Here is a 21675-nt window from a genome sequence, read left to right on the forward strand (position 1 = left end):
CCCCAGTACTCCTCGTCGCCCGTCCCGGCACCCTCGCCGCCGCCCCCGCCGCAGACGATGGCCTCGGGCGGCCACCACGCCGGCCCCTACACCGGCCCGCAGCAGGTCTCGCCCGTCCCCGCGCAGCAGAACGCCCCGACGCTGGCGGACGCGGTCAAGGCCGCCCACCAGGAAGGCCAGGACTTCGGCGAGTCCGTCGCCCGCGACGCGCCCGCGCTGTGGCTGGAGGCCGTCCTCGCCCGCAAGCCGCGGATGCCCTCCGACCTGGAGGCGCGGCTCCTGCAGGGGTCCTCGCTGCCCATCGACTTCCTGCTGCACGACGAGGTGCGGCACGCGCTGCGCCGCGGATTCTGGGACGCCCTAGAACGTTCCCGCCGCTGATCCGGGCATCTGCCCAGGTCATCTGACGGGTACGCACCGGTATTGCGCGATCATCACTGATTCGGCCGCTTCGGCCGCGTGCCGACGGGTAGCGTTGAAGCGTGACGCATGTGACGGAAGACGATCTCGACGACCTGGAGTTCGACACCCTGCGCACCGGCGATCACATCTCGGCGGCGCGCCGGCTCGGCGAGCTGGCCGAGTCGGTGTCCGGTGGGGTGTCGCGCGCCAACGTCCTGCTGCGCGCCGGTGAGCAGTGGCAGCACGCGGGCAACCACGCCAAGGCCGCCGAGCTGTACCGCCGGGCCGTGGAGGACGGCGGGGAGACCTACGGCGATCCGCGCGCCTACCTCGCGGACGCCCTGTTCGAGCTGGGCCGCGCCGACGAGGCCCGCACGCTCGTCGACCAGATCCGCGCCGACAAGCCGCGTGACCCCGAGGTGTACCGCGCCGTCGCGGAGGTGCTCTACGCCCAGGGCGACGCGACCGGCGCCCACGAATGGGCGACCAGCGGCGCCGACGTGGTCCTCGCCCTGCGCGAACGCGCCGGCGTCGGCAGCGGCGGCGGCAGCGGTGGCGGCGGTGGCCCCGAGCCGGACGCGGTCGTCTCGGGTCCGGACGACGTCAACATCGCCGAGGACAGCCTCGAAGCCCTCCTCCGCCTCCGCTACCGCGCCCGCATAGACCTGGGCCGAGGCGAAGACGACTACGACGCCCTCCTGGACGACCTGCTCAAGAACGGCTGACCCCCACCCCCGCCCCGAGTGGGGTGGCGGCTACAGGAGGGTGACCAGTTCGCTCAAGGACTGGGCCACGGCGGCCGGGGGCTCGTGCTCGGTCACGGGCCAGCCGCGCAGCCGCGCCTCTCTAAGGGCCTCATCGTGCTTGGCGGAGGCGGCCCGGCCCGGATGGGTCCGGAGGTAGCCGCAGGGCGCCTCCGGCCAATCTGGGGGCATCGGAAGCTCATCGTGGGGCGAGCCCTCGCCGTGCAGGTGCAGCGGACGCGGGAGATCGGCGTCCACGAACAGGTAACCGCCCACGGGACGGTGCGCGGCGCGCTGGGCCAGCGAGATGCCGGGCAGCAGCGGCCCGGCGGCGCCGTGGGCGACGAGGACCAGCGGGGCCACCGGATCGGTCGCCGCGATGATCAGCGAGGCGCGGGCGATGTAGCGGGGGCCGGTGTCGGCCACGTCCGGCGCGACGACGTCCAGCCCGTACGAGCGGAGCATCTCCGGCAGATCGCCCCAGGATTTCGCGCCGGCGTCCGGCGCGTGCAGCAGGACCAGCGTTCCCGGCGTCATGTCACCCCCCACGGCACCGTACACGGCGGACGCGGGCGCCGGACGCGGGGTGGACGACCCGGGTGAATAGGGTCGTGACGTGAGCGATCGCGAAGAGCTGCTTCAGATGATCAAGGACAAGGCCGTGGTGCACGGGGACTTCGTGCTGTCCTCGGGGAAGCGGGCGTCCTGGTACGTGGACCTGCGCCGGGTGACGCTGGACGGGACCGCGGCGCCGCTGGTGGGACGGGTCATGCTGGACGAGACCGCCGACCTCGGCTACGACGCCGTCGGGGGGCTCACGCTCGGCGCCGACCCGGTGGCCGCGGCGATGCTGCACGCGTCGGCGGCCCGCGGCCGCGCGCTGGACGCGTTCGTCGTCCGCAAGGCCGGCAAGGCCCACGGGCTGCAGCGGCGCATCGAGGGCCCGGACGTCGCGGGCCGCCGGGTGCTGGCCGTGGAGGACACCTCGACCACCGGCGGATCCGTGCTCACGGCGGTGGCGGCGCTGCGGGAGGCGGGCGCGGAGGTCGTGGCGGTCGCGACGATCCTGGAGCGCGGCGCGGCCGGCCGCATCGCCGGGGAGAACCTCACCTACCGCCACCCCTACGACGTCGCAGACCTCGGCCTGGCCTGAATCGAACGCGGTTAGGAACGGTCACCGACGAACCACTGGCCGCGCTGCCCGTTCGGCTTCCGCGGCTGAACCTCGCCGTAGATGGTCACCTGCAGTGAGCCGCCGTTGGTTGCGACGACCTGGAGGGGGGCCTCGTCGTACTGGAGGATGTCGCCGTTGCTGAGCTGGCTGTTGGTGAGCACCTTGCCCTCGGCGTCGGCGACCCGGACGACGACGGTGGTGGGCTGGCCGATCACGCGGATCACCAGGGGGACCGCCGACTGCGGCGAGGTGGCGTTGTTGGTCGGGGATGGGTCGCCCCCACCCCCGCCACCACCGCCGGACGGCGCTCCGGATGTGACCGGGCCCTTCTGCTCGGGCTCGCCGGATATCGCGTCGACCAGTGCCATGGCGCCCACGACGAGAAGTGCCAGGGCGGCCATCACGGCCACGACCGCGATCAGAATGCGCGCGAGACCCCTAGGGTCCGACCGATGACGTCCCACATGGGGAGGTTAGCGATAACTGTCACCGCTGAGCGACGGACGTGACTCTTCGGGGCCATTCTTATTCGGACCCCGGTCCGATTTTGGCCCGCCCTTCATCACCTCGCGGATGATCGGGATGAGCGAGAGCAGGACGATCACCACCACGCCGGGCAGGATGTAGGACTCGATCTCCGGCACGTTGGCGCCGAGGAAGTGACCGAGCAGGAACAGCGACTCCGTCCAGAGCACGCCGCCGACCGTGTTCCAGACGAAGAACTTCTTGCGGTCCATGCCGAGCATCCCGGCGAGCGGGTTGAGGAACGTCCGCACGATCGGGATGAACCGGGCCAGCACCACCGCCTTGGCGGGACCGAACCGGTTGAAGTAGTACTCCGCCTTCTCGACCCACTCCTGCCGGAAGATCCGGGAGTCGGGGCGGTCGAAGAGCCGGCGGCCGTAGCGCTCGCCGAGCCAGTGGCCCGTCTGCGCGCCGGCGACCGCCGCGATCGGGCCGCCGATCATCAGCCAGGGCAGCGACAGCGGCTGGAACTCCTGCCCGTTGACGGTCGAGACCGCCGTGAGGATCCCCGCCGTGAACAGCAGTGAGTCACCGGGTAGCAGACAGCCGAACAGCAGTCCGGTCTCGGCGAAGATGATGGCGATGACGCCGATCGTCGCGAACGTGCCGAAGAGCTGCAGCCAGGCGGTCGGATGCAGCCACTCGGTGATGCTGAGGGGAAGGGTCATGAGCTCCACACGGCGAGCGTACCTTTCCACACGCTCCGAGAAGGCGGGATACTGATGGCGGACGGCATGCCCGACCCGGAAATCGTGTGGCCGGGCGCTCACCCCGGGTACGTGCACGACCGGGTGCATCCGCCCGGCCGGATGCCCACCGGCACCGACCCATTGAAAGGACGCTGATCAATGCCCATCGCAACGCCCGAGGTCTACGCGGAGATGCTCGACCGTGCGAAGCGCGACGGCTTCGCGTTCCCCGCGATCAACGTGACGTCCAGCCAGACGCTGAACGCCGCGCTGCGCGGCTTCGCCGAGGCGGAGAGCGACGGCATCGTGCAGGTGTCCACCGGGGGCGCCGAGTACCTCTCGGGCTCCACCGTCAAGGACATGGTCACGGGCTCGACCGCGCTGGCGGAGTACGCCCGGGTCGTGGCCGCCAAGTACCCGGTGAACATCGCCCTGCACACCGACCACTGCCCCAAGGACAAGCTGGACGGCTTCATGCGCCCGCTGGTCAAGATCTCGCAGGAGCGGGTGGCGCGCGGCGAGGAGCCGCTGTTCCAGTCGCACATGTGGGACGGGTCCGCCGTCGAGCTGCACGAGAACCTGCGGATCGCCGAGGAGCTCCTGGAGGAGTGCGCCAAGGCCCGGATCATCATGGAGATGGAGATCGGCGTCGTCGGCGGCGAGGAGGACGGCGTCGCCAACGAGATCAACGAGAAGCTCTACACGACGCCGGGTGACGCGCTCGCGACCGCCGAGGCCGTCGGCGTGGGCGAGAAGGGCCGCTACATCCTCGCGGCGACGTTCGGCAACGTGCACGGCGTCTACAAGCCGGGCTCGGTCAAGCTGCGTCCCGAGGTGCTCAAGGAGATCCAGGATGCGGTCGGCGCCAAGTACGGCAAGGAGAAGCCGTTCGACCTGGTGTTCCACGGCGGCTCGGGCTCCACGCTGGAGGAGATCCGCGAGGCGGTGTCGTACGGCGTCATCAAGATGAACGTCGACACCGACACCCAGTACGCGTTCACCCGCCCGGTCGCCGAGCACATGTTCCGCAACTTCGACGGCGTGCTGAAGATCGACGGCGAGGTCGGCAACAAGAAGCAGTACGACCCGCGCTCGTGGGGCAAGGCCGCCGAGGCGTCGATGGCCGCGCGCATCGTGCAGGCCGCGGAGAGCCTCCAGTCCGCGGGCCAGAAGCTCAAGTAGCGGACGAACCGGCGGGGGCCGGGCGGCGCGACGCTCGATTCGGCGGGCGCCGGGCCCGCCCGGCCCTCGGGTTGCTTGACGAAACCGCGGGTAGGCTGGCCGGGTGGCACTGCCCCGTACCTACGAGACACAGAACTGCTCGATCGCCCGGTCGCTTGAGGTCATCGGCGACCGGTGGACACTGCTGCTCATCCGCAGCGCCTTCGAGGGCGTGCGGCGCTTCGACGACTTCCAGGACGCGCTGGGCGTGGCGCGCAACGTCCTCACCGACCGGCTGAACCGGCTGTGCGACGAGGAGATCATGCGCCGCGTCCCGTACCAGGAGCGCCCGGAGCGCTTCGAGTACCGGCTCACCCGCAAGGGCGTCGAGCTGTGGCCGGCGATGATGACCCTGCTGATGTGGGGCGACCGCCACTACGCCCCGGGGGGCCCGCCGCTGATCGTCGGGCACCGCGGCTGCGAGGGCGGCCTGACGCCGCGGTTCACCTGCGACGTCTGCGGCAGCCCCCTCGGCCCGTCCGACGTTGAACCACGCCTCGGGCCCGGCGCCTGAGAATTCATAGTTGCTTCACGCAACTTAATGCGGTCCAATAAGTTTCATGAAGCAACTCGATGTGCGCAACGCCGCCCACATTGACCCCGCGCTGGACGACCTCCGGATCCGCCCGTACGGGATCACCGACCACGACCGCGTCCACCGGATGTCGGACCGCCTCTCCGCCGCCAGCCTCTACACCCGGTTCTTCTCGGGCACGCCCCGGCTCCCCGACCACTACGTCGGCCTGCTCGACGGGCTCGACCACTGGGACCGCGACGCCCTGGTGGCCCTGGACGGCGACGACATCGTCGGCATCGCCGAGTACGTCCGCGGCAAGAAGCGGCCCTGGCGCGCCGACATCGCCGTGCTCGTCGCCGACCCCTGGCAGCGCCAGGGCCTCGGGTCCGTCCTGGTCGGCTGCCTCTCCGAGCTCGCCGGACGGCGCGGCATCACCGAGTTCGACGCGGACGTCATCCTCACCAACCGCCCAGCGCTGCGCTTCGTCCACCACGGCTGGCCCGCCGCCCGCTCCACCACCGACGGCGGCTCCGCCCACTTCCACGTGCACCTCGCGACGATGGCCGCGACCGGCACGGCCGCGGAGGCGAGGGCGAACACGGCGGTCCGCGAGCGCGCAGCGCTTTAGGGGTGGACTGCCCGCCCCCGCGCGAACTTCCTGACGCGACCGTGACGGGCACCGGTCCGACCCGGGTTGATGGCATCGCGGCGGGGCTGCCTACGATGAGGCGCATGACCCAGAACCTGCTCGGCGGGCCTCCTCCGACCGAACTGCCGGACAACGAAGAGGCCCGGACGGCACTGGAGAACGGCATCGACCCGTTCGAGGTCGCCGCGCGCCACCCCGACTACACCGGCGCGTGGGCCGAGCTGGCGGACCGCGCCTTCGCCAACGGGAGCGTCATCGACTCCTACGCCTTCGCGCGCACCGGCTACCACCGCGGGCTCGACCAGCTCCGCCGCGCCGGCTGGAAGGGCCACGGGCCCGTCCCCTGGGAGCACGAGGCCAACCGCGGCTTCCTGCGCGCCCTGCACGCCCTCGGCCGGGCCGCGGCCGCCATCGGCGAGGACCACGAGGCCGAGCGCTGCAGGACCTTCCTCCGCGACAGCAGCCCCACCGCCGCGGACGTCCTGGCGAGCTGATCGAGCGTTCCGCGGGAGGTGAGGTGCGGTTTCCTCAGCTTCCGCGGAAAGGTAGGCTTTGATCGCAAGAGGCCCCATCGCTACTTGCGGCGACAGGGGCCTTCGTCGTGGGAAGGGAAAGTGGCATGCCTGCCATCGTTCTGGTCGGGGCGCAGTGGGGAGACGAGGGCAAGGGCAAGGCCACGGACCTCCTCGGCGGGGACGTCGAGTACGTCGTCCGCTACCAGGGCGGCAACAACGCGGGCCACACCGTCGTCATCGGCGACAAGAGCTACGCGCTCCACCTGCTGCCGTCCGGGGTGCTGTCGCCGGACGTCGTGCCCGTGATCGGCAACGGCGTGGTGATCGACCCGGCCGTGCTGCTGGGCGAGATCGACGGCCTGCGGGACCGCGGCATCTCCTGCGAGCGCCTGCTGATCTCGGCGAACGCGCATTTGATCATGCCGCACCACCGGGCCCTCGACAAGGTCACCGAGCGGTACCTCGGCAAGGCCCGGATCGGCACCACCGGACGCGGCATCGGCCCGGCCTACGCCGACAAGATCAACCGGATGGGCATCCGCGTCCAGGACCTGTTCGACCCGAACATCCTCACGCAGAAGCTCGACCTGGCGCTGCGCGAGAAGAACCAGGTCCTCACCAAGGTCTACAACCGGCGCCGCATCGACACGGGGCCGATCGTCCAGGAGTACCTGGCCTACGGCGAGCGGCTCCGGCCGTTCGTCGCCGACACCGCGACCGTCCTGAACAAGGCCCTGGAGGACGACAAGGTCGTCCTGCTGGAGGGCGCGCAGGGCACGCTGCTGGACATCGACCACGGCACCTACCCCTTCGTGACGTCGTCCAGCCCGACGGCGGGCGGCGCGTGCGCGGGCTCCGGCGTCGGCCCGACGAAGATCACCCGGGTGATCGGCATCATCAAGGCGTACACGACCCGCGTCGGCTCCGGACCGTTCCCCACCGAGCTGCTGGACGAGCAGGGCGAGTACCTGCGCAAGGCCGGCGGGGAGTACGGCGTCACCACGGGACGCGACCGCCGCTGCGGATGGTTCGACGCCGTCATCGCCCGCTACGCCACCCGCGTCAACGGCATCACGGACTACTTCCTCACGAAGCTGGACGTGCTGTCCGGCCTGGAGCGCGTCCCGGTGTGCGTCGCCTACGAGATCGACGGTCGGCGTGTGGACGAGCTCCCCATGACGCAGACCGAGTTCCACCACGCCAAGCCCGTCCTTGAGTACCTGGACGGCTGGCAGGAGGACATCACCGGCGCAAAGACCTTCGAGGACCTCCCGGCCAACGCGCGGGCGTACGTCCGCGCCCTGGAGGAGATGTCCGGCTGCCGTATCTCCGCGATCGGCGTCGGCCCCGGGCGCGACCAGACCCTGTCACTGCGGTCCCTGGTCTGACGTGGTCGAGGTCCACGGCCACCGGGGGGCGCGTGGTCTCCGCCCGGAGAACACGCTGCCCGGCTTCGCCCGCGCCCTGGAACTGGGCGTGGACGCGATCGAACTGGACGTGGGCATGTCCGCCGACGGCACGGTCGTCCTCAACCACGACCAGACGCTCTCCCCGGTGAACCTCGCCGACACCGCCCCCGCCTGGCCCGGCGACCCCGCCTTCCCCTACGTCGGCAAGCGCGTCCGGGACCTGACGGCCGCCCAGCTCCGCACGGTCGACGCGGGCACCCGCCGCCACGAGGCGTTCACCCAGATCCCCGTCCCCGGCGCGGTCATCCCGACCCTCGCCGAGACATGTGCCCTGCTGGCCCCCACGGGCGTCACGCTGGCCGTGGAGCTCAAGACCGACCCCGGATGGCCCATCGAGGCCGTGGAGCGCCTCACGGACGCCGTGGCGGCCGTGCTGACGTCCGCGGGCCTGGCCGGCCGCTCCCGCATCCTCGCCTTCGACTGGCGCGTCCTGACCGTGGCCCTCCGCGACCACCCCGCCTTCACGCGCGTGGCCCTGGTCGAACGCAAGACCGTCCTCCCGGACACGCCCTGGCTCGCCGGTCTGCCCCCGGACGACCCGGTGAGCGCCGCCGCGAGGATAGGCGCAACCGTCCTGTCCCCGGAACACGCCATGACCACCCCGGACCTGGTGACCAGCGCCCACGCCCACGACCTCCAGGTGGCCGTCTGGACGGTGAACACCCCGGAAGAGGCGGCCCGCTTCACCCACTACGGGGCCGACGCCCTGGTCACCGACTACCCCGATCGCCTCCAACACCTGCGCGCGAACCGCTAGAGGCGCTACAACCAGCCGTTGCGGCGGAAACCCCGGTAGAGGGAGAAGCAGGCCATGGCTATGACGCAGAGGATCATGGGGTAGCCGAAGCGCCAGCGGGTCTCGGGCATGAAGTCGAAGTTCATGCCGTAGACGCCCGCTATGGCGGTGGGGACCATGAAGATGGCGCCCCAGGCGGAGATCTTGCGCATGTCCTTGTTGTCGGCCACGGTGACCTGGGTCATGTGGGCCTGGAGGATGGGATTGAGGAGCTCGTCGTAGGACTCGACCTGCTCGCGGACGCGGGTGAGGTGGTCCTCGACGTCGCGGAGGTACTCCTTTATCTCGGCCGGGACGAAGCGGCGGCCGGAGAGGTTGCGCAGCGGGCCGGCGAGGGGGCCGACGGCGCGCTTGAGCTGGATGACCTCGCGCTTGAGGCGGTAGATGCGGCGGGACTCGTCGGTGCGCTCCGGGGAGAAGACGGCCTCTTCGACCTCGTCGATGTCCTCCATGACGGCGTCCGCCACGCAGACGTAGCCGTCGACGACGCGGTCGGCGACGGCGTGCACGACGGCGGCGGGGCCGAGCGCGAGGCGTTCCGGCTGCTTCTCCAGGTCGCGGCGGACGGAGCCGAGCTCGCCGTGGGCGCCGTGGCGGACCGTGACGACGAAGTCGGGGCCGCAGAACAGCATGATCTCGCCGGTCTCGACGACCTCGGTGCCGCCCGGCGCGGAGGCGGGGCCGCTCGCGACGTACCCGACGGTCTTCATGACGACGAAGTGGACGTCGTCGTAGCGCTCCAGCTTGGGCCGCTGGTGGGCGTGGATGGCGTCCTCGACGGCGAGCGGGTGGAGGCCGAAGACCTCGGCGAGGTCGGCGAGCTCGGTGGCGGACGGCTCGTGGAGGCCGACCCAGACGTAACCGGCGCTGTCGCCGTCGGGGACGAGGCGGCCGTCGCGGATGAGGCGGACGGCGTCGGCGACGGTGTCGGTGGAGACGCGGTGCCCGTCGATGTAGGCGGCCCAGTCGATGACGGCGGAGCCGCGGTGCGGCGCCTGGACGCCGGTGGGCCGGCCGCGCGTCTTGAACAGGACGCGGCTCGGGCGGACTCGTGTCATGGCCATGAGGTGCTCCTAACCCGCCGGCCACGCACGGAGCGCGCGCTCAACCCAGGCTGGTCAGCGAAGGGAGCGCGCGAAGGCGATGGCCGGACGCCAGATGGAGGCGGACGGTCGGACAGTCCGGTTCGGACTGTGAGGGTTTTCCGGCGAACCGCAAGGATCACCAGGACTCATCCCGACCACCTCCTTTCACACCTCGGTCAAGCCGGTGGCAGCCTATCAGCCGACATTTGAGACGCCGTCCAGAACGGATATGTTCGCTGGCCCCCGACGTGAGTGCGGTCACCCGGGGGTCCGCCGCCCCGGCGCCCAGTATGCTCGCGTGACGTGCGAGTACTCGTCCTTGGATCGGGTGGCCGCGAGCATGCGCTCGCCCGCGCCCTGCACCGCGACCCTGCCGTCACCGCCCTCCACTGCGCCCCGGGCAACCCGGGCACGGCCGAGATCGCGGCCAACCACCGGCTCGACCCGACCGATCCGGTCGCGGTGACGGAGCTGGCCGGGCGGCTGCGGGCCGACCTGGTGGTCGCGGGCCCCGAGGCGGTGCTGGTCGCGGGGGTCGGCGACGCGCTGCGCAGGGCGGGGGTCCCGTGCTTCGGGCCCGACCGCGCCGCCGCCCGCATCGAGGCGTCCAAGGCGTTCGCGAAGGAGATCATGGCGAAGGCGGGGGTCCCGACCGCCGACGCGCGGATCTGCGAGTCCGCCGCGGCGGCGGACGAGGCGCTGGACTCCTTCGGTCCGCCCTACGTGGTGAAGGACGACGGCCTGGCCGCGGGCAAGGGCGTCGTCGTGACCGAGGACCGCGCCGCCGCGCACGAGCACGCCACGTCCTGCGAGCGGGTCGTGATCGAGGAGTTCCTGGACGGCCCCGAGGTCTCCCTGTTCGCCCTGTCCGACGGGCAGCACGCCGTTCCGCTGCTTCCCGCGCAGGACTTCAAGCGCGCCTACGACGGCAACGACGGACCCAACACGGGCGGCATGGGCGCCTACACGCCGCTGCCCTGGGCACCGCCCGGCCTTGTGGACGAGGTCATGTCCACGGTCGTCCAGCCCACCGTGGACGAGATGCGACGCCGCGAGATCCCCTATGTCGGTGTCCTGTACGCGGGGTTGGCGCTGACGTCCAAGGGCGTGCGCGTGGTGGAGTTCAACGCCCGTTTCGGTGACCCCGAGGCCCAGGTCGTCCTGGACCGCCTGGCCACACCCCTGGCGTCGCTGCTGCAAGCCTGCGCGATCGGGGGCCTCGACCCGCAGTTCCGCCCGGAATGGCGTCCCGGCGCGGCCGTCACCGTCGTCCTGGCCGCGGAGGGTTACCCGGCCGCCCCGGTGAAGGGCGACATCATCACGGGCCTGGACGAGGCCGCCGAGGTCGAGGGTGCCTACGTCCTCCAGGCGGGCACGAAACTGGACGCGGACGGACGCCTCATCGCGAACGGCGGCCGCGTCCTGAACGTCGTGGGAACCGGCCCCGACGTGCCCACCGCCCGCGCCACCGCCTACGAGGCCCTGTCCCACATCACCCTCCGCGGCTCCCACCACCGCACCGACATCGCCACCCTTAATGGGCCCCCGCCAACGTGACCACACCGGCCACCGCCGCAACCACGCAACAAGCCCGGCCGTCGCGATCGCGTCCGAAGGCAGGTTTCGAGCCTGCGAGAAACCTGATCGCGCAGCGAGCCCCCAGGGCGAGACGTAGCGATGCAGCGATCGCACCGCGGTGCCGCCGAAGGAGGGCCCCCAAGGCCCGACGCCAAGGCGACGCCATAATGAACACGTGATCGAGCGTTACACACTTCCGGAGATGGGGCGCGTCTGGAGCGACGCGCACAAGTACGAGCTGTGGTGCCGGGTGGAGGTCCTCGTCGTCGAGGCCCACGCCGAGGCCGGCACGATCCCGCCGGAGGTGGTGGAGCCGGTGCGCAAGGCGCCCCCGCCGACGCCGGAGGCGGTCCACGAGATCGAGGCGGTCACGCAGCACGACGTGATCGCCTTCCTCTCGGCGTGGGCGGACAACACCGAGCCCCGGGAGGCCGCCCGGTACGTCCACTTCGGCATGACGTCGTCGGACCTGCTCGACACCGCGCTCGCGCTGCAGCTCGTCGAGGCGACCGACATCCTGCTGGCGAAGGCCGACGCGCTCGTCGCGACGCTCCGGGACCACGCCCTGGCGCACCGGGCGACGCTGCGGGTCGGGCGGACGCACGGCATCCACGGCGAGCCGGACGTGTGGGGGCACCGCGTCGCCGACTTCGCGTTCGCCATGGCCCGCTCCCGGGACCGGCTCCGGCGCGCCGGGGAGGCCGTCGGGGTGATGGCGATCTCCGGCGCGGTCGGGACGTACTCCAACATCGACCCGGCGGTCGAGCTGCACGTCGCGCGCAAGCTCGGGCTGCGGAGCGCGGACGTGTCGACGCAGGTCGTGATGCGGGACGGGATCTCCGAGTGGGTGTCCGCGCTGGCGATCATGGCCACGGTGTGCGAGGCGGTCGCGCTGGAGGTCCGGCACGGGCAGCGCACCGAGGTCCGTGAGCTGTGGGAGCCGTTCGGCAAGGGCCAGAAGGGCTCGTCGGCGATGCCGCACAAGAAGAACCCGATCATCTCCGAGCGGCTGGCGGGGATGGCGCGGATCGTGCGGGCGCAGATCGTCCCGGTGCTGGAGGGCATCCCGCTCTGGCACGAGCGCGACATCTCGCACTCGTCCACGGAGCGGATCGCGCTGCCGGACGCGTCCATCGCCCTCGACTACATGCTGCACCTCACCAATCGCCTCATGTCCGGACTTGTCGTGGACGAGCGGCAGATGCGGGCCAACCTGGACTCGACCGGCGGCCTCATCTACACCTCGACCGTGCTGCTGGAGCTGGTCGAGGCGGGCATGTCACGCGACGACGAGGCCTACCCACTCGTCCAGAAGGCCGCGATGGAGACGTGGGAGAGCGGCACACCGTTCCGCGAGACGCTGCGCAAGCACGCCGCCGAGGCGAACCTCACGCTGGACGAGGCGCGCCTGGATGAAGTGTGCCGCCCCGAGCGTTTCGTCGAACGCCTCGGCCCGGTCTTCGACCGCCTGGCCGAACTCCGCTGACTCCTGCGCCGGCCCCACGGGAGGGACCTTGACCGCGACCCTGATCGAACTGAACATCTACCCGCTCAAGAGCGCCGGCCGCACCGCTCTGCGCCACGCCGAACTGGCGGCCACCGGGCTCCGGTTCGATCGCGAGTTCATGCTCGTCACCCCCGAAGGCCGCTTCCTGTCGCAGCGGGACCACGCGGAGATGGCGCTGCTGCGTCCGTCCTACGACGGCGAGGTCCTCACGGTGCGCGCCCCGGACGTCCCGGCGCTCGTGCACAAGGCGACCGGCGACGGCGAGGTCCGGGACGTGGCCGTCGCCCGCGCGGAATGCCAGGGCGTCGACCAGGGCGAGGAGGCGGCCGCGTGGTTCTCGGCCCTGCTCGACCGGGACTGCCGGCTGGTGCGCTTCACCGGCCACCGGCCGACGTCGCGCGGCGGCGGCGAGGTGATGTTCGCCGACGGCTACCCGCTGCTGCTGATCTCCGCCGAGTCGCTCGCCGACCTCAACGGGCGCCTGGACGAGCCGCTGCCGATGAACCGGTTCCGCCCCAGCCTCGTCGTCGAGGGACTCGGCGCGTACGGCGAGGACTCCGCGCGGCTCCTGCGCATCGGCGAGACCGTCATCGAGGCGGTGAAGCCGTGCAGCCGCTGCATCATCACCACCACCGACCAGGAGACCGGCGAGCGCGGGCGCGAGCCGCTGCGGACGCTCGCCGCCTACCGCACCCGTGACCGCGGCATCCAGTTCGGCCAGAACTGCGTCCCCCGCACCCTCGGCACCCTCACGCTCGGCGACCCGGTGGAGGTCCTGGAAACGCGCTGAGCCGACCGGCCGGCATCACCGGTTCAGCCGACGACCTCGCCGGTCTCGTTGCCGTACCGGTCCTTGATCGCGGTCGGAACGATCTCCACGGTGAGGCCGGGAAGCGAGGGGACGGCCGTGCTCCCGGCCACGGGACGGAGGGCGGCTCTGAGGTCGTCCAGGGCGGCCGGAGGGACGTGCACGTCCAGGACGTCCTCGAACGGCTCCTCGACGGCGAACGCCTCGCCGGGGCGGAAGGTGAGCCGGGTGGTGTCGGCCTCCAGGATCAGTTCGCGGCCGAACGGGAGGCGGGACTGGAGGGAGTCGGCGATCGCCCGTGCCTGAAGAGCGCCGATCCGCAGCGTGGTCGCCCCGGGGCCGCGTTCCCAGTCCGCCCGGGACACGTACAGGAGGCCGCCGCTGGAGCCGTCCCGCGCACTGCCGTCCTCGACTGCGCGTGCGACATCGGGGAGGGACATCAGGGACCGGCGGTCGACGTCGGTGACGAACAACGGCAGATGCGGCGCGAGCACCTCCATCATCCGGTCGGCGTTCCACTGCCGCAGCGCCTCGTACTCCTCGCTCGCCAGCCCGACGACCTGCAGGAACTCGACCCGGCCGTGCGGGGTCGCGATCTCCCCGAGTTCGGGGTCGGCGACGAACGCGACCGCGCGGATCTCGGAGTCCTCGTGGTCCGCCCTGAGCGGCCCGTTGGCGTTCATGTGGTGTCCGGGCCCGAACCGGTTGCCGGAGGCGAACACGTACCGGCCGAGGTTCTGCAGCAGGTTCAGCGCCCACGCCGGCGGCATCTCCTCGCCCGGGTCGCGGGCGACGCGGAACGTGAACTCGAAACCCCAGCCCGACTCGTCCGGAACCTGCGAATCCTTGGTGTACAGCTCGCTCATGCCGTACGAGACGCAGTGCCAGTGCGGAACAGGCTCGGTCCGGGGATAGACGCTGATCCCGTCGAGCGGGTCAGGGCCGCCCATCGACCATTTGTGGAGGGTTCCGAAGTGCAGTGGACTGGTGTCCCCGTAGAGGGGTCGCAGGGCGTCGTCGATGGCGGCCCAACCGGGCGATTCGTCCATGGATGATCATCGTAGACCGCACACCGGCGCCACGCCGCCCCTACGCTCACCTTGGGAATTTCCCGTGGGAGGCGAACCTTCCGGGCGCTTCGCGTGTCTCAACGAGCAGAACCGGCGTCACCGTGGCTCGGACGGGCAATACACGTCCGAGCCGATGGTTTACTGGGGTCGCGTTGGCGCAGAGGGGGACACCGTTCGGCGCGCTCAGCCCTCGTGCTCCCACCTGAAGGCACGTTTTTCCGCACCCGAGAAGGAGACTAGGCGGCATGAGCATGGGCCACGAGGTTCGGTACCGCGTGCGCGGGGGCCGGCAGCTGCACGGCACCGTATTCATCCAGGGGGCGAAGAACGCCGTCCTGCCGATGATCGGCGCCTCGCTGATGGCCGCCAAGGGACGGACCGTGCTGCGCAACGTCCCGATCATCGAGGACGTGCGGCGGGCGGTGGAGCTCGCGCGGGCCGTGGGGGCGAAGGCCGAGCTGCACGAGACCGAGCGCACCCTGGTGATCGACGCCTCCTCGTTGAGCAGCCCCGTGCTGCCCGCGGAGATCGCGTCCCGGTTCCGGGGGTCGTTCCTGTTCGTCCCGGCGCTGCTGCACCGCCTCGGCGAGGCGGTCATCGAGGGCGTCGGCGGCTGCAACCTCGGCAGCCGCAACCTGGACTTCCACTACAACGGCTTCAAGCGGATGGGCGCCACGGTCACCGAGCACGTGGCCGACAACGGCGACGGCATCATCCACATCAAGGCCGGCGACCTGCGCGGCGGAACGCTCTACTGCGACACCCCGTCGCACACCGGCACCGAGAACCTGATCATGGCGGCGGCGCTGGCGCACGGCACCACGCTGATCAAGAACGCGGCGCTGGAGCCCGAGGTGCTGGACAACATCGCGATCCTGCAGGCGATGGGCGCCAAGATCGGCGGCGGCGGCACCGGGTTCATCACCGTCGAGGGCGTGGACGAGCTGACCGCCGTCGAGCACACCGTGATGCCCGACCGGATCGACGCCGGCGTCTTCGTGATGGCCGCCGCGATCACCGGCGGCGACCTCAGCCTCGTCGGCGCCAGCCTGGCGCACCTCGGCGTCGCCGCCGACAAGCTGGAGCAGATGGGCGTGGAGTTCAACCAGCAGGGCGCGGTGCTCCAGGTCCGCCGCGAGCGGACGCTGCGTCCGATCAACGTCATCACCGACGAGTACCCGGGCTTCGCCACCGACCTGCAGTCCCCGATCATGGCGCTGTCCTGCCTGGCGGAGGGCCCGTCCTACATCTACGAGCGGATCTTCGACGGCCGGTTCAAGCTGGCCGACGAGCTCGGCAAGATGGGCGCCGACATCGAGGTGGACGGCAACCGCGCGAAGGTGAACGGGCCGGGCCCCCTGCGCGGCGCCGAGGTCGAGGCGCACGACCTGCGCTGCGGCAGCGCGCTGGTGCTGGCCGGCCTCGCCGCCGAGGGCGAGACGACGATCACCTCCGCCTACTACCTCGACCGCGGGCACGCCCACACCGCCGAGCGCCTCTCCCAGCTCGGCGCCGAGATCGTCCGCGAGGCCGACTAACCGGCCCGTGCCGGCCGGCACGGGCCAGGGGCACGGGGGGCCGCCGGTCGGCACGGGGACATCCGGACGGCTTGATTCGGCCGATTGTGGCCCCATCCTGACCAACTTTGACGTGACACCTGACGAGCGCTGTAACGCCGCGGCGGGAAGTCGTTGCGGCAATGCGTTACGGAGCGGCTACACAGCGCTTGATCACGGCACCCCGCGGGACGTCCTGACAATCCGCTGAGCTGGGAAGTAAACCGGTGGAACGGTCCGCTTCGGCCGGACCGTAACGCGGTGAAAATTCACCGTCAGTGATCACCGATCATGGAACAACGGATCACTCGTCTTTCCCCGCGGCCCGGCAGCGGGACGGACGAGCCACCGCCCGCCGGTAAACCAAACGCACCCCGGAGGGGTCTCTCTAGTGCGCACCAGCGCCGTGGGAGGCCCCTTCGGGTGTTTTCGGGTCTTGTTTTTCAACTTCGGACACCCGAAGATGCAGGATCAAGGCTGGCCGAATGGTGACAAATTACTGACCAGGGGGTCCCGTAGGTTACTTTTTCGCCGCACTCTTGATTCGATTTCGCGTCCGGGTGTCACACATCGCCGCCCTGACCCGATCTGCCAGCAGAAGGGTTCCTCCGCTTCTGGTCGGTGGGCCGGGGTGACGAGGGAGTCCCCTCCGCTGTCAGGAAGCGGAAGGGGGCGCGGGAAGAAGGTCTCTTCCGCTGATGGGTGGCGGGTGGGGGCTGCGGGAAGAAGGTCTCTTCCGCTGATGGGTGGTGGGAGGGGGCTGCGGGAAGGCGGATCGCACGGGAACTGCGGTGCTGGGCAGAAGGCAGGGCGACAAGCCATGAGTCAACCGTTAGGCGGAGCGTGCGCGAACGCGTGGTCGGGGTCGGACCCCCGCCGAGAGGATGGACCGGAAGCGAGCGATCATCGATGACGGCCGCACGAACGGGATCGGTCACCCCCGACCTCACGATCGGCGTCGTAGGCCCGCATGACCTGGTCGAAAGGGTCATGCTCATGGGCCACGGCCCCACGCCGGTACCGAGCCGGCTGGTGGCCGCCGCATACCGAGACGAACAGGAGGCGGCCGACAAGGTCGTGCGGCTGGGATCGGGCGTCGACGTATGCCTGTTCGCCAGTCCCGTCCCCTATGACTTCGCACGCAAGGCGGGCGTGCTGACCATGCCCGCGACGTACGTCCCGCTGAACGGTGCCGCCCTGCAGGGCGCCCTGCTGCGGGCCTCCCTCGACGACCGCTTCGACCCGGCCAGGGTGAGCATCGACGTGCTCGGCCGCGCCGAGGTCGAGGAGGCGTACTCCGAGATCAGCCTGGGCACCGAGCAGGTCCACCTGCGCGAGGAGGCCGCGGGCCCCGGCACGCTCGCCGCCTTCCACGAGCGGCTGTGGCGGCGCGGCGCGACGACCGTCGCGATGACCTGCGTGCACGCCACCGCGGAGCGGATGGAGATGGCCGGGGTGCCGACGCTGCGGGTCCGCCCGACCGGCGCGGCGATCCGCAGTTCCCTGCAGACGGCGGCGCTGCTCGGCGCGCACCACCGGCTGGAGGAGTCGCAGCTCGTCGTGGTGCTGGTGGACGTGCCGACGCTGCGCGAGACACCGCGCCGCGTCACCCCGCGGTACTGGCGCGACGAGCTGAAGCTCGCGCTGCACCGGGTGCTGCTCCAGGAGGCGCACCGGATGAACGCGTCGGTGTGGCCGCTGGACGACCACAGCTACCTGGTCATCGCGACGCGCGGCTCGGTCACCGCGTCCACCGAGGGGTTCCGGACGCCGCCGTTCGTGGAACGCGTCCGCGAGGAACTCGGTCTCGCGATCGAGGTCGGCATCGGGATGGGCCGCACCGCGCACGAGGCGGAGAACCACGCCCGCGCCGCACTGGCCCGGTCGCAGAGCTCGCAGCGGGCGCAGGGCTTCGCCCTGGACCGCGACGGCCGGGCCCTCGTCCCCGCGCCGCGCACCCCGCCGCGGACGCCGCCGCAGGCCAAGCCCAAGGGCCTGGAGATCCTCGCGCGCCTCGCCGACAAGCTCGGTGACCAGGAGCAGCCGCTGATCGTGGACGCGGAGAACGCCGGCAAGATGCTCGGCGTCACGCCCCGCACGGCCCGCCGCCTCCTGCGCACCCTCGTCGAGGAGGGCCTCGCCTGGCCGCTGCCCCCGAACCGGACACCGCAGCCGGGCCGCCCCCGGCAGCTCTACCGCCTCATCGTCGAGAAGCTGGGGCCCGCGAAGACCGGCTGAGGGTTCCGTGGACAGGGAGGGCTGGTGGAGTGCGTCGCCGCACTTCACCAGCCCTCCCTGGGATTCGGGCCGGACGCCTGCGGGGCGTCCGGCATCCCGCTCGGCCCCTCAGCCCCTTGCCTTCGCGATCGCTTCCCGCAGGGCCGGGACGATCTCCCCGGACCAGCGGCCGAGGGACATCGTGTCCGGCGTTCCCCCTCCCTGCGAGAAGAGCATGAATCCGGACGCGTCGTGCTCCAGCACCGCTCCGGTCAGTTCCTCGACCCACTGTTCCGCCGAACCGCCGATCCAGCGCCCGCCGTCTTCGCGGGTGGCGCGAAGCGGACGGTCGGTGATGCGTCCGGGGAGATTGAAGACCGTGCGGACGTCGCGCGGATGGCGGCCCGCCGCCGCGGCTGCCTCGTCAATGACCGGTCGCGACGTCCGGTACCGTTCGCTGAGCCAGTCCGCCGCGTGCCCGGGGATCCAACCGTCGGCCACCCGGCCGGTCGCGGCCAGCGACCTGCGGCCGACCGATCCCGTCCACACGGGCGGCGCGGCCACCGGAGCCGGCTCGATCTCGTTCACCCGATAGTGGCGCCCCCGGTGGGTGACCGGCGGACCGCCACCGGACAGCTTCTTGACCAGGCTGATCGCCTCCTCGAAGGCGTCCACGGCGTCGGCCGGCAAGAGCCGTGGCACTCCCATGTCGCCGATGCGGTCCCACAGCCCGCCCGCGCCCATGCCGAGGACGACACGGCCGCCGGACAGCGCCGACAGCGACGTCACCGTCCGCGCCAGCATGGGGGCGGGCCGGGTCGGCAGGTTGGTGACGTTGGCGAAGCCCGAGATGTGGCGCGTACTCCCGAGAAGGAAGCCGATGGAGGCATAGGCATCGAGCCGCTGGCCGATGTAGGGGTGGTCCGACAGCGAGAAGAGGTCCAGTTCGTCCCGGTCGGCCTGCTGGACCATCCGCGTCAGTGCCGGACCGTCGTCGATGACGCTGTGCGCACCGAAACCGAAGACGACTTCATGTGCGGACGATGCTCTGTCTTTCACTCTGTGTGCTCCATCGCCGTCACCCCCATGGCGGGTCACCATGCGTACGCCTCAGGTGCGGGCTTGACCCCGTTCGGGCCGGGCGGCGGGAACAGTTCCTCCAGCCTCGCCGACGCGCCGTCGTCCGGCGTCACGTCCAAAACGCCGCCGCCCGTGGCGAACCAACGGCCGATGATCTCCTCGGTGATGCCCGGGTCGGCCGACACCCCCCGGGCGAACTTAGCGCACCCGTAGCCTCCGCCAACGACAACTACCGTACGGCTCATGATTTGCACGCTCCCATGAACAATGCTTGAGTTCGTGTCGCGAACAATAACAGTTCGTACTACGAACAACAACCCGGGTGTTCGGGAGGTGTCGATTTCACTGGTTGGCGGCGGTCTCCTCGTCCGGGTCCTTGAAGACGACGGGAACCTCGTTGTCCAGCACGACCCGCCCCAGCAGCCCGGCGAGCGCGTCGCGCTCGGCCGGGCTGAGGCTCGCCGGCAGTTCCTCGATCCGCCTGCAGGTCTCGTTGTAGAAATCTGCGGCGAGCTTGGCACCCCTGTCCGTGAGCGCGACCCGTACCGCGCGCGTGTCCCGCGGATCCGGTTCACGCCGGACCAGGCCGTTGCGCTCGGTCCGGTCGACCAGGCCGGTGAGGCTCGATCTGGCCAGCCTCAGCATCGGCCCAAGCTCGCTCATGCCGTACGACCGCGCCATCAGCACGCACAGCAACTGCCCCTGTTGCGGGGTCAGCCCGTACTCCCTGCCCGACTCGGCGTACACGGCATTCACCAGGAACGAGGATCGCACCAGCGCGCCCACGATCCCGACCCCGCCGTCCTCATGCTTAGCCACCCGGCCAGAGTATCCCGGACACGCTCTAAAGTTCGCACGACGAACTAATCAGACACCGGATGCCCCTGTCGGGGCGTACTCGTGTTTCCCTGGCCGTTGCCAGCACGAACTAGTCGTGTCGCCAATTGCGGTGGGGGAAGGCTTTCGCCACGGCCAGGAAGGCGTCGTTCTCCTCCGGGGAGCCGATCGAGACGCGGGCGCCCTCACCGGCGAACGGGCGGACGCTCACCCCCTGGGCGTCGCATGCGTCGGAGAACTCCATCGTCCGTTCGCCGAGGCGCAGCCAGACGAAGTTGGCCTCGGTCGGCGGGACCGCCCAGCCGTCCTCGACGAGGGCGCCGCGGACGCGGTCGCGCTCCTTCACCGTCCCCTCGACGCGTTCGAGCAGTTCGTCCGTCGCCCGCAGCGACGCGACGCCCGCCGCCTGCGCCACGGAGTTCACGCTGAACGGCAGGAACGTCTTGCGGATCGACTCCGCCACCACGGGGTGCGCGACGAGGAAGCCGATGCGCAGGCCGGCCAGCCCGTACGCCTTGGAGAACGTCCGCAGGATCGCGAGGTTCGGGCGGTCGCCGTAGAGGGTGAGGCCGTCGGGGACCTCGTCGTCGCGGATGTACTCGCGGTACGCCTCGTCCAGCACGACGAGGCAGTCGGCGGGGACGCGGTCCAGGAACGCCTCCAGCTCGGCGCGGCGGACGGCCGTGCCCGTGGGGTTGTTCGGGTTGCAGACGAAGACCAGCCGCGTCCGGTCGGTGATCGCGTCGGCCATCGCGGTGAGGTCGTGGGTCTCGTCCCGCAGCGGCACCTGGACGCCCGTCGCGCCCGACAGCGACACCAGCAGCGGGTACGCCTCGAACGACCGCCACGCGTACACCACCTCGGCGCCCGGCTCGGCCACGGCCTCCAGGAGCATCTGCGTCACCCCGACGGACCCGCAGCCCACGGCGACGTGGTCGGCGGGGACGCCGCAGAACGACGCGATCTCCTCGGTCAGCGCGGTGGCGTTGTTGTCGGGGTAGCGGTTGACGTTCCGGGCGGCCGCGCCGATCGCGTCCACGACCGACGGCAGCGGACCGTGCGGCGACTCGTTGGACGACAGCTTGAATGAGCGGCCCTCGGGCGACACCACGACCTTGCCGGGCTTGTAAGCCACGAACCGGTCGAGGACGGAGCGGAAGCGCGGAGTGGTTGCCTCGGACACCGTTGTCCTCCAGATTGCACAGGGGTGATGGGGCCAGCCTACGCAGCGCCTTCC

At 71.0% G+C, this 21675-nt stretch carries 23 protein-coding genes and 1 pseudogene; 15 read left to right on the plus strand and 9 right to left on the minus strand.

Annotation, left to right across the window (positions count from 1 at the left end; translation table 11 throughout):
* Both E1289_RS22690 and E1289_RS22695 read left to right on the plus strand, forming a co-directional pair.
* Positions 1–381, plus strand: a pseudogene (locus tag E1289_RS22690) (NYN domain-containing protein); the annotation flags it as partial.
* A 101-nt stretch (positions 382–482) separates the two neighbouring features.
* Positions 483–1127 (plus strand): tetratricopeptide repeat protein, encoded by a 645-nt coding sequence (locus E1289_RS22695; RefSeq protein WP_243713080.1) that lies wholly within the window; start codon positions 483–485, stop codon positions 1125–1127.
* Positions 1128–1157: 30 nt separating this feature from the next.
* Here E1289_RS22695 and E1289_RS22700 read toward each other — a convergent pair whose 3' ends face one another.
* On the minus strand, positions 1158–1682 hold the full coding sequence (locus E1289_RS22700) for a hypothetical protein (protein ID WP_131983367.1): 525 nt from the start codon (positions 1680–1682) through the stop codon (positions 1158–1160).
* Between the two features lie 79 nt (positions 1683–1761).
* On the opposite strand from E1289_RS22700, the gene pyrE reads away from it, so the two are divergent.
* Complete coding sequence (gene pyrE, locus E1289_RS22705) at positions 1762–2298, plus strand: orotate phosphoribosyltransferase (RefSeq protein ID WP_131983369.1); 537 nt, start codon at positions 1762–1764, stop codon at positions 2296–2298.
* An 11-nt stretch (positions 2299–2309) separates the two neighbouring features.
* Here pyrE and E1289_RS22710 read toward each other — a convergent pair whose 3' ends face one another.
* Positions 2310–2729: a hypothetical protein gene (locus E1289_RS22710; RefSeq protein WP_131983371.1), complete on the minus strand. Its 420-nt coding sequence runs from the start codon at positions 2727–2729 to the stop codon at positions 2310–2312.
* Positions 2730–2792: 63 nt separating this feature from the next.
* Complete coding sequence (locus E1289_RS22715) at positions 2793–3512, minus strand: DedA family protein (RefSeq protein ID WP_131983417.1); 720 nt, start codon at positions 3510–3512, stop codon at positions 2793–2795.
* A 54-nt stretch (positions 3513–3566) separates the two neighbouring features.
* Here E1289_RS22715 and E1289_RS40180 point away from each other — a divergent pair, with 54 nt between their 5' ends.
* The 7 genes from E1289_RS40180 to E1289_RS22745 all read left to right on the plus strand — a co-directional run bounded on the left by E1289_RS40180 (position 3567) and on the right by E1289_RS22745 (position 8661).
* Positions 3567–3689: a hypothetical protein gene (locus E1289_RS40180; protein ID WP_279487439.1), complete on the plus strand. Its 123-nt coding sequence runs from the start codon at positions 3567–3569 to the stop codon at positions 3687–3689.
* 3 nt (positions 3690–3692) lie between these two features.
* The gene (fbaA, locus tag E1289_RS22720) at positions 3693–4715 is read left to right on the plus strand and encodes a class II fructose-bisphosphate aldolase (protein WP_131983373.1); all 1023 of its coding nucleotides are present in this window, start codon (positions 3693–3695) and stop codon (positions 4713–4715) included.
* Positions 4716–4818: 103 nt separating this feature from the next.
* The gene (locus E1289_RS22725; RefSeq protein WP_131983375.1) at positions 4819–5268 is read left to right on the plus strand and encodes a helix-turn-helix domain-containing protein; all 450 of its coding nucleotides are present in this window, start codon (positions 4819–4821) and stop codon (positions 5266–5268) included.
* Positions 5269–5314: 46 nt separating this feature from the next.
* Positions 5315–5899, plus strand: coding sequence for a GNAT family N-acetyltransferase (locus E1289_RS22730; protein ID WP_131983377.1), 585 nt, complete (start codon positions 5315–5317; stop codon positions 5897–5899).
* A gap of 95 nt (positions 5900–5994) precedes the next feature.
* Positions 5995–6414: a DUF3151 domain-containing protein gene (locus E1289_RS22735; protein ID WP_207929093.1), complete on the plus strand. Its 420-nt coding sequence runs from the start codon at positions 5995–5997 to the stop codon at positions 6412–6414.
* A 125-nt stretch (positions 6415–6539) separates the two neighbouring features.
* Positions 6540–7823: an adenylosuccinate synthase gene (locus tag E1289_RS22740; protein WP_131983381.1), complete on the plus strand. Its 1284-nt coding sequence runs from the start codon at positions 6540–6542 to the stop codon at positions 7821–7823.
* 1 nt (position 7824) lies between these two features.
* The gene (locus E1289_RS22745) at positions 7825–8661 is read left to right on the plus strand and encodes a glycerophosphodiester phosphodiesterase family protein (protein WP_131983383.1); all 837 of its coding nucleotides are present in this window, start codon (positions 7825–7827) and stop codon (positions 8659–8661) included.
* 5 nt (positions 8662–8666) lie between these two features.
* On the opposite strand, the gene E1289_RS22750 is transcribed toward E1289_RS22745, so the two are convergent.
* The gene (locus E1289_RS22750; protein ID WP_131983385.1) at positions 8667–9764 is read right to left on the minus strand and encodes a magnesium and cobalt transport protein CorA; all 1098 of its coding nucleotides are present in this window, start codon (positions 9762–9764) and stop codon (positions 8667–8669) included.
* Positions 9765–10088: 324 nt separating this feature from the next.
* Here E1289_RS22750 and purD point away from each other — a divergent pair, with 324 nt between their 5' ends.
* From purD to E1289_RS22765, 3 genes are all read left to right on the plus strand, one after another.
* Entirely contained in the window at positions 10089–11342 is a 1254-nt protein-coding gene (gene purD, locus E1289_RS22755) for a phosphoribosylamine--glycine ligase (RefSeq protein WP_131983387.1), read from the plus strand.
* A 196-nt stretch (positions 11343–11538) separates the two neighbouring features.
* Entirely contained in the window at positions 11539–12849 is a 1311-nt protein-coding gene (purB, locus tag E1289_RS22760) for an adenylosuccinate lyase (protein WP_131983389.1), read from the plus strand.
* A gap of 28 nt (positions 12850–12877) precedes the next feature.
* Entirely contained in the window at positions 12878–13660 is a 783-nt protein-coding gene (locus E1289_RS22765; protein ID WP_131983391.1) for an MOSC N-terminal beta barrel domain-containing protein, read from the plus strand.
* Positions 13661–13683: 23 nt separating this feature from the next.
* On the opposite strand, the gene E1289_RS22770 is transcribed toward E1289_RS22765, so the two are convergent.
* The gene (locus tag E1289_RS22770) at positions 13684–14727 is read right to left on the minus strand and encodes a suppressor of fused domain protein (protein ID WP_131983393.1); all 1044 of its coding nucleotides are present in this window, start codon (positions 14725–14727) and stop codon (positions 13684–13686) included.
* A gap of 272 nt (positions 14728–14999) precedes the next feature.
* Between E1289_RS22770 and murA the strand changes: the two genes are divergently transcribed.
* Both murA and E1289_RS22780 read left to right on the plus strand, forming a co-directional pair.
* Complete coding sequence (murA, locus tag E1289_RS22775; RefSeq protein ID WP_131983419.1) at positions 15000–16286, plus strand: UDP-N-acetylglucosamine 1-carboxyvinyltransferase; 1287 nt, start codon at positions 15000–15002, stop codon at positions 16284–16286.
* A gap of 927 nt (positions 16287–17213) precedes the next feature.
* Positions 17214–18542 carry a transcriptional regulator gene (locus E1289_RS22780; RefSeq protein ID WP_184878956.1) on the plus strand — a complete coding sequence of 443 codons (1329 nt, stop codon included), beginning with the start codon at positions 17214–17216 and terminating at the stop codon, positions 18540–18542.
* Positions 18543–18650: 108 nt separating this feature from the next.
* Here the strand turns inward: E1289_RS22780 and E1289_RS22785 are convergent, their stop codons facing one another.
* The 4 genes from E1289_RS22785 to hisC all read right to left on the minus strand — a co-directional run bounded on the left by E1289_RS22785 (position 18651) and on the right by hisC (position 21621).
* A complete protein-coding gene (locus tag E1289_RS22785) occupies positions 18651–19580 on the minus strand; it encodes an LLM class flavin-dependent oxidoreductase (RefSeq protein ID WP_243713081.1) in 930 nt (309 codons plus the stop codon).
* Positions 19581–19615: 35 nt separating this feature from the next.
* Complete coding sequence (locus E1289_RS38325) at positions 19616–19786, minus strand: hypothetical protein (RefSeq protein WP_165970578.1); 171 nt, start codon at positions 19784–19786, stop codon at positions 19616–19618.
* A gap of 157 nt (positions 19787–19943) precedes the next feature.
* A complete protein-coding gene (locus E1289_RS22790) occupies positions 19944–20420 on the minus strand; it encodes a MarR family transcriptional regulator (RefSeq protein WP_131983397.1) in 477 nt (158 codons plus the stop codon).
* A gap of 109 nt (positions 20421–20529) precedes the next feature.
* Positions 20530–21621 carry a histidinol-phosphate transaminase gene (hisC, locus tag E1289_RS22795; RefSeq protein ID WP_131983399.1) on the minus strand — a complete coding sequence of 364 codons (1092 nt, stop codon included), beginning with the start codon at positions 21619–21621 and terminating at the stop codon, positions 20530–20532.
* Positions 21622–21675: the final 54 nt, after the last annotated feature.

This window comes from Actinomadura sp. 6K520 (genome assembly GCF_004349245.1).
Taxonomy (GTDB): Bacteria; Actinomycetota; Actinomycetes; order Streptosporangiales; family Streptosporangiaceae; genus Spirillospora.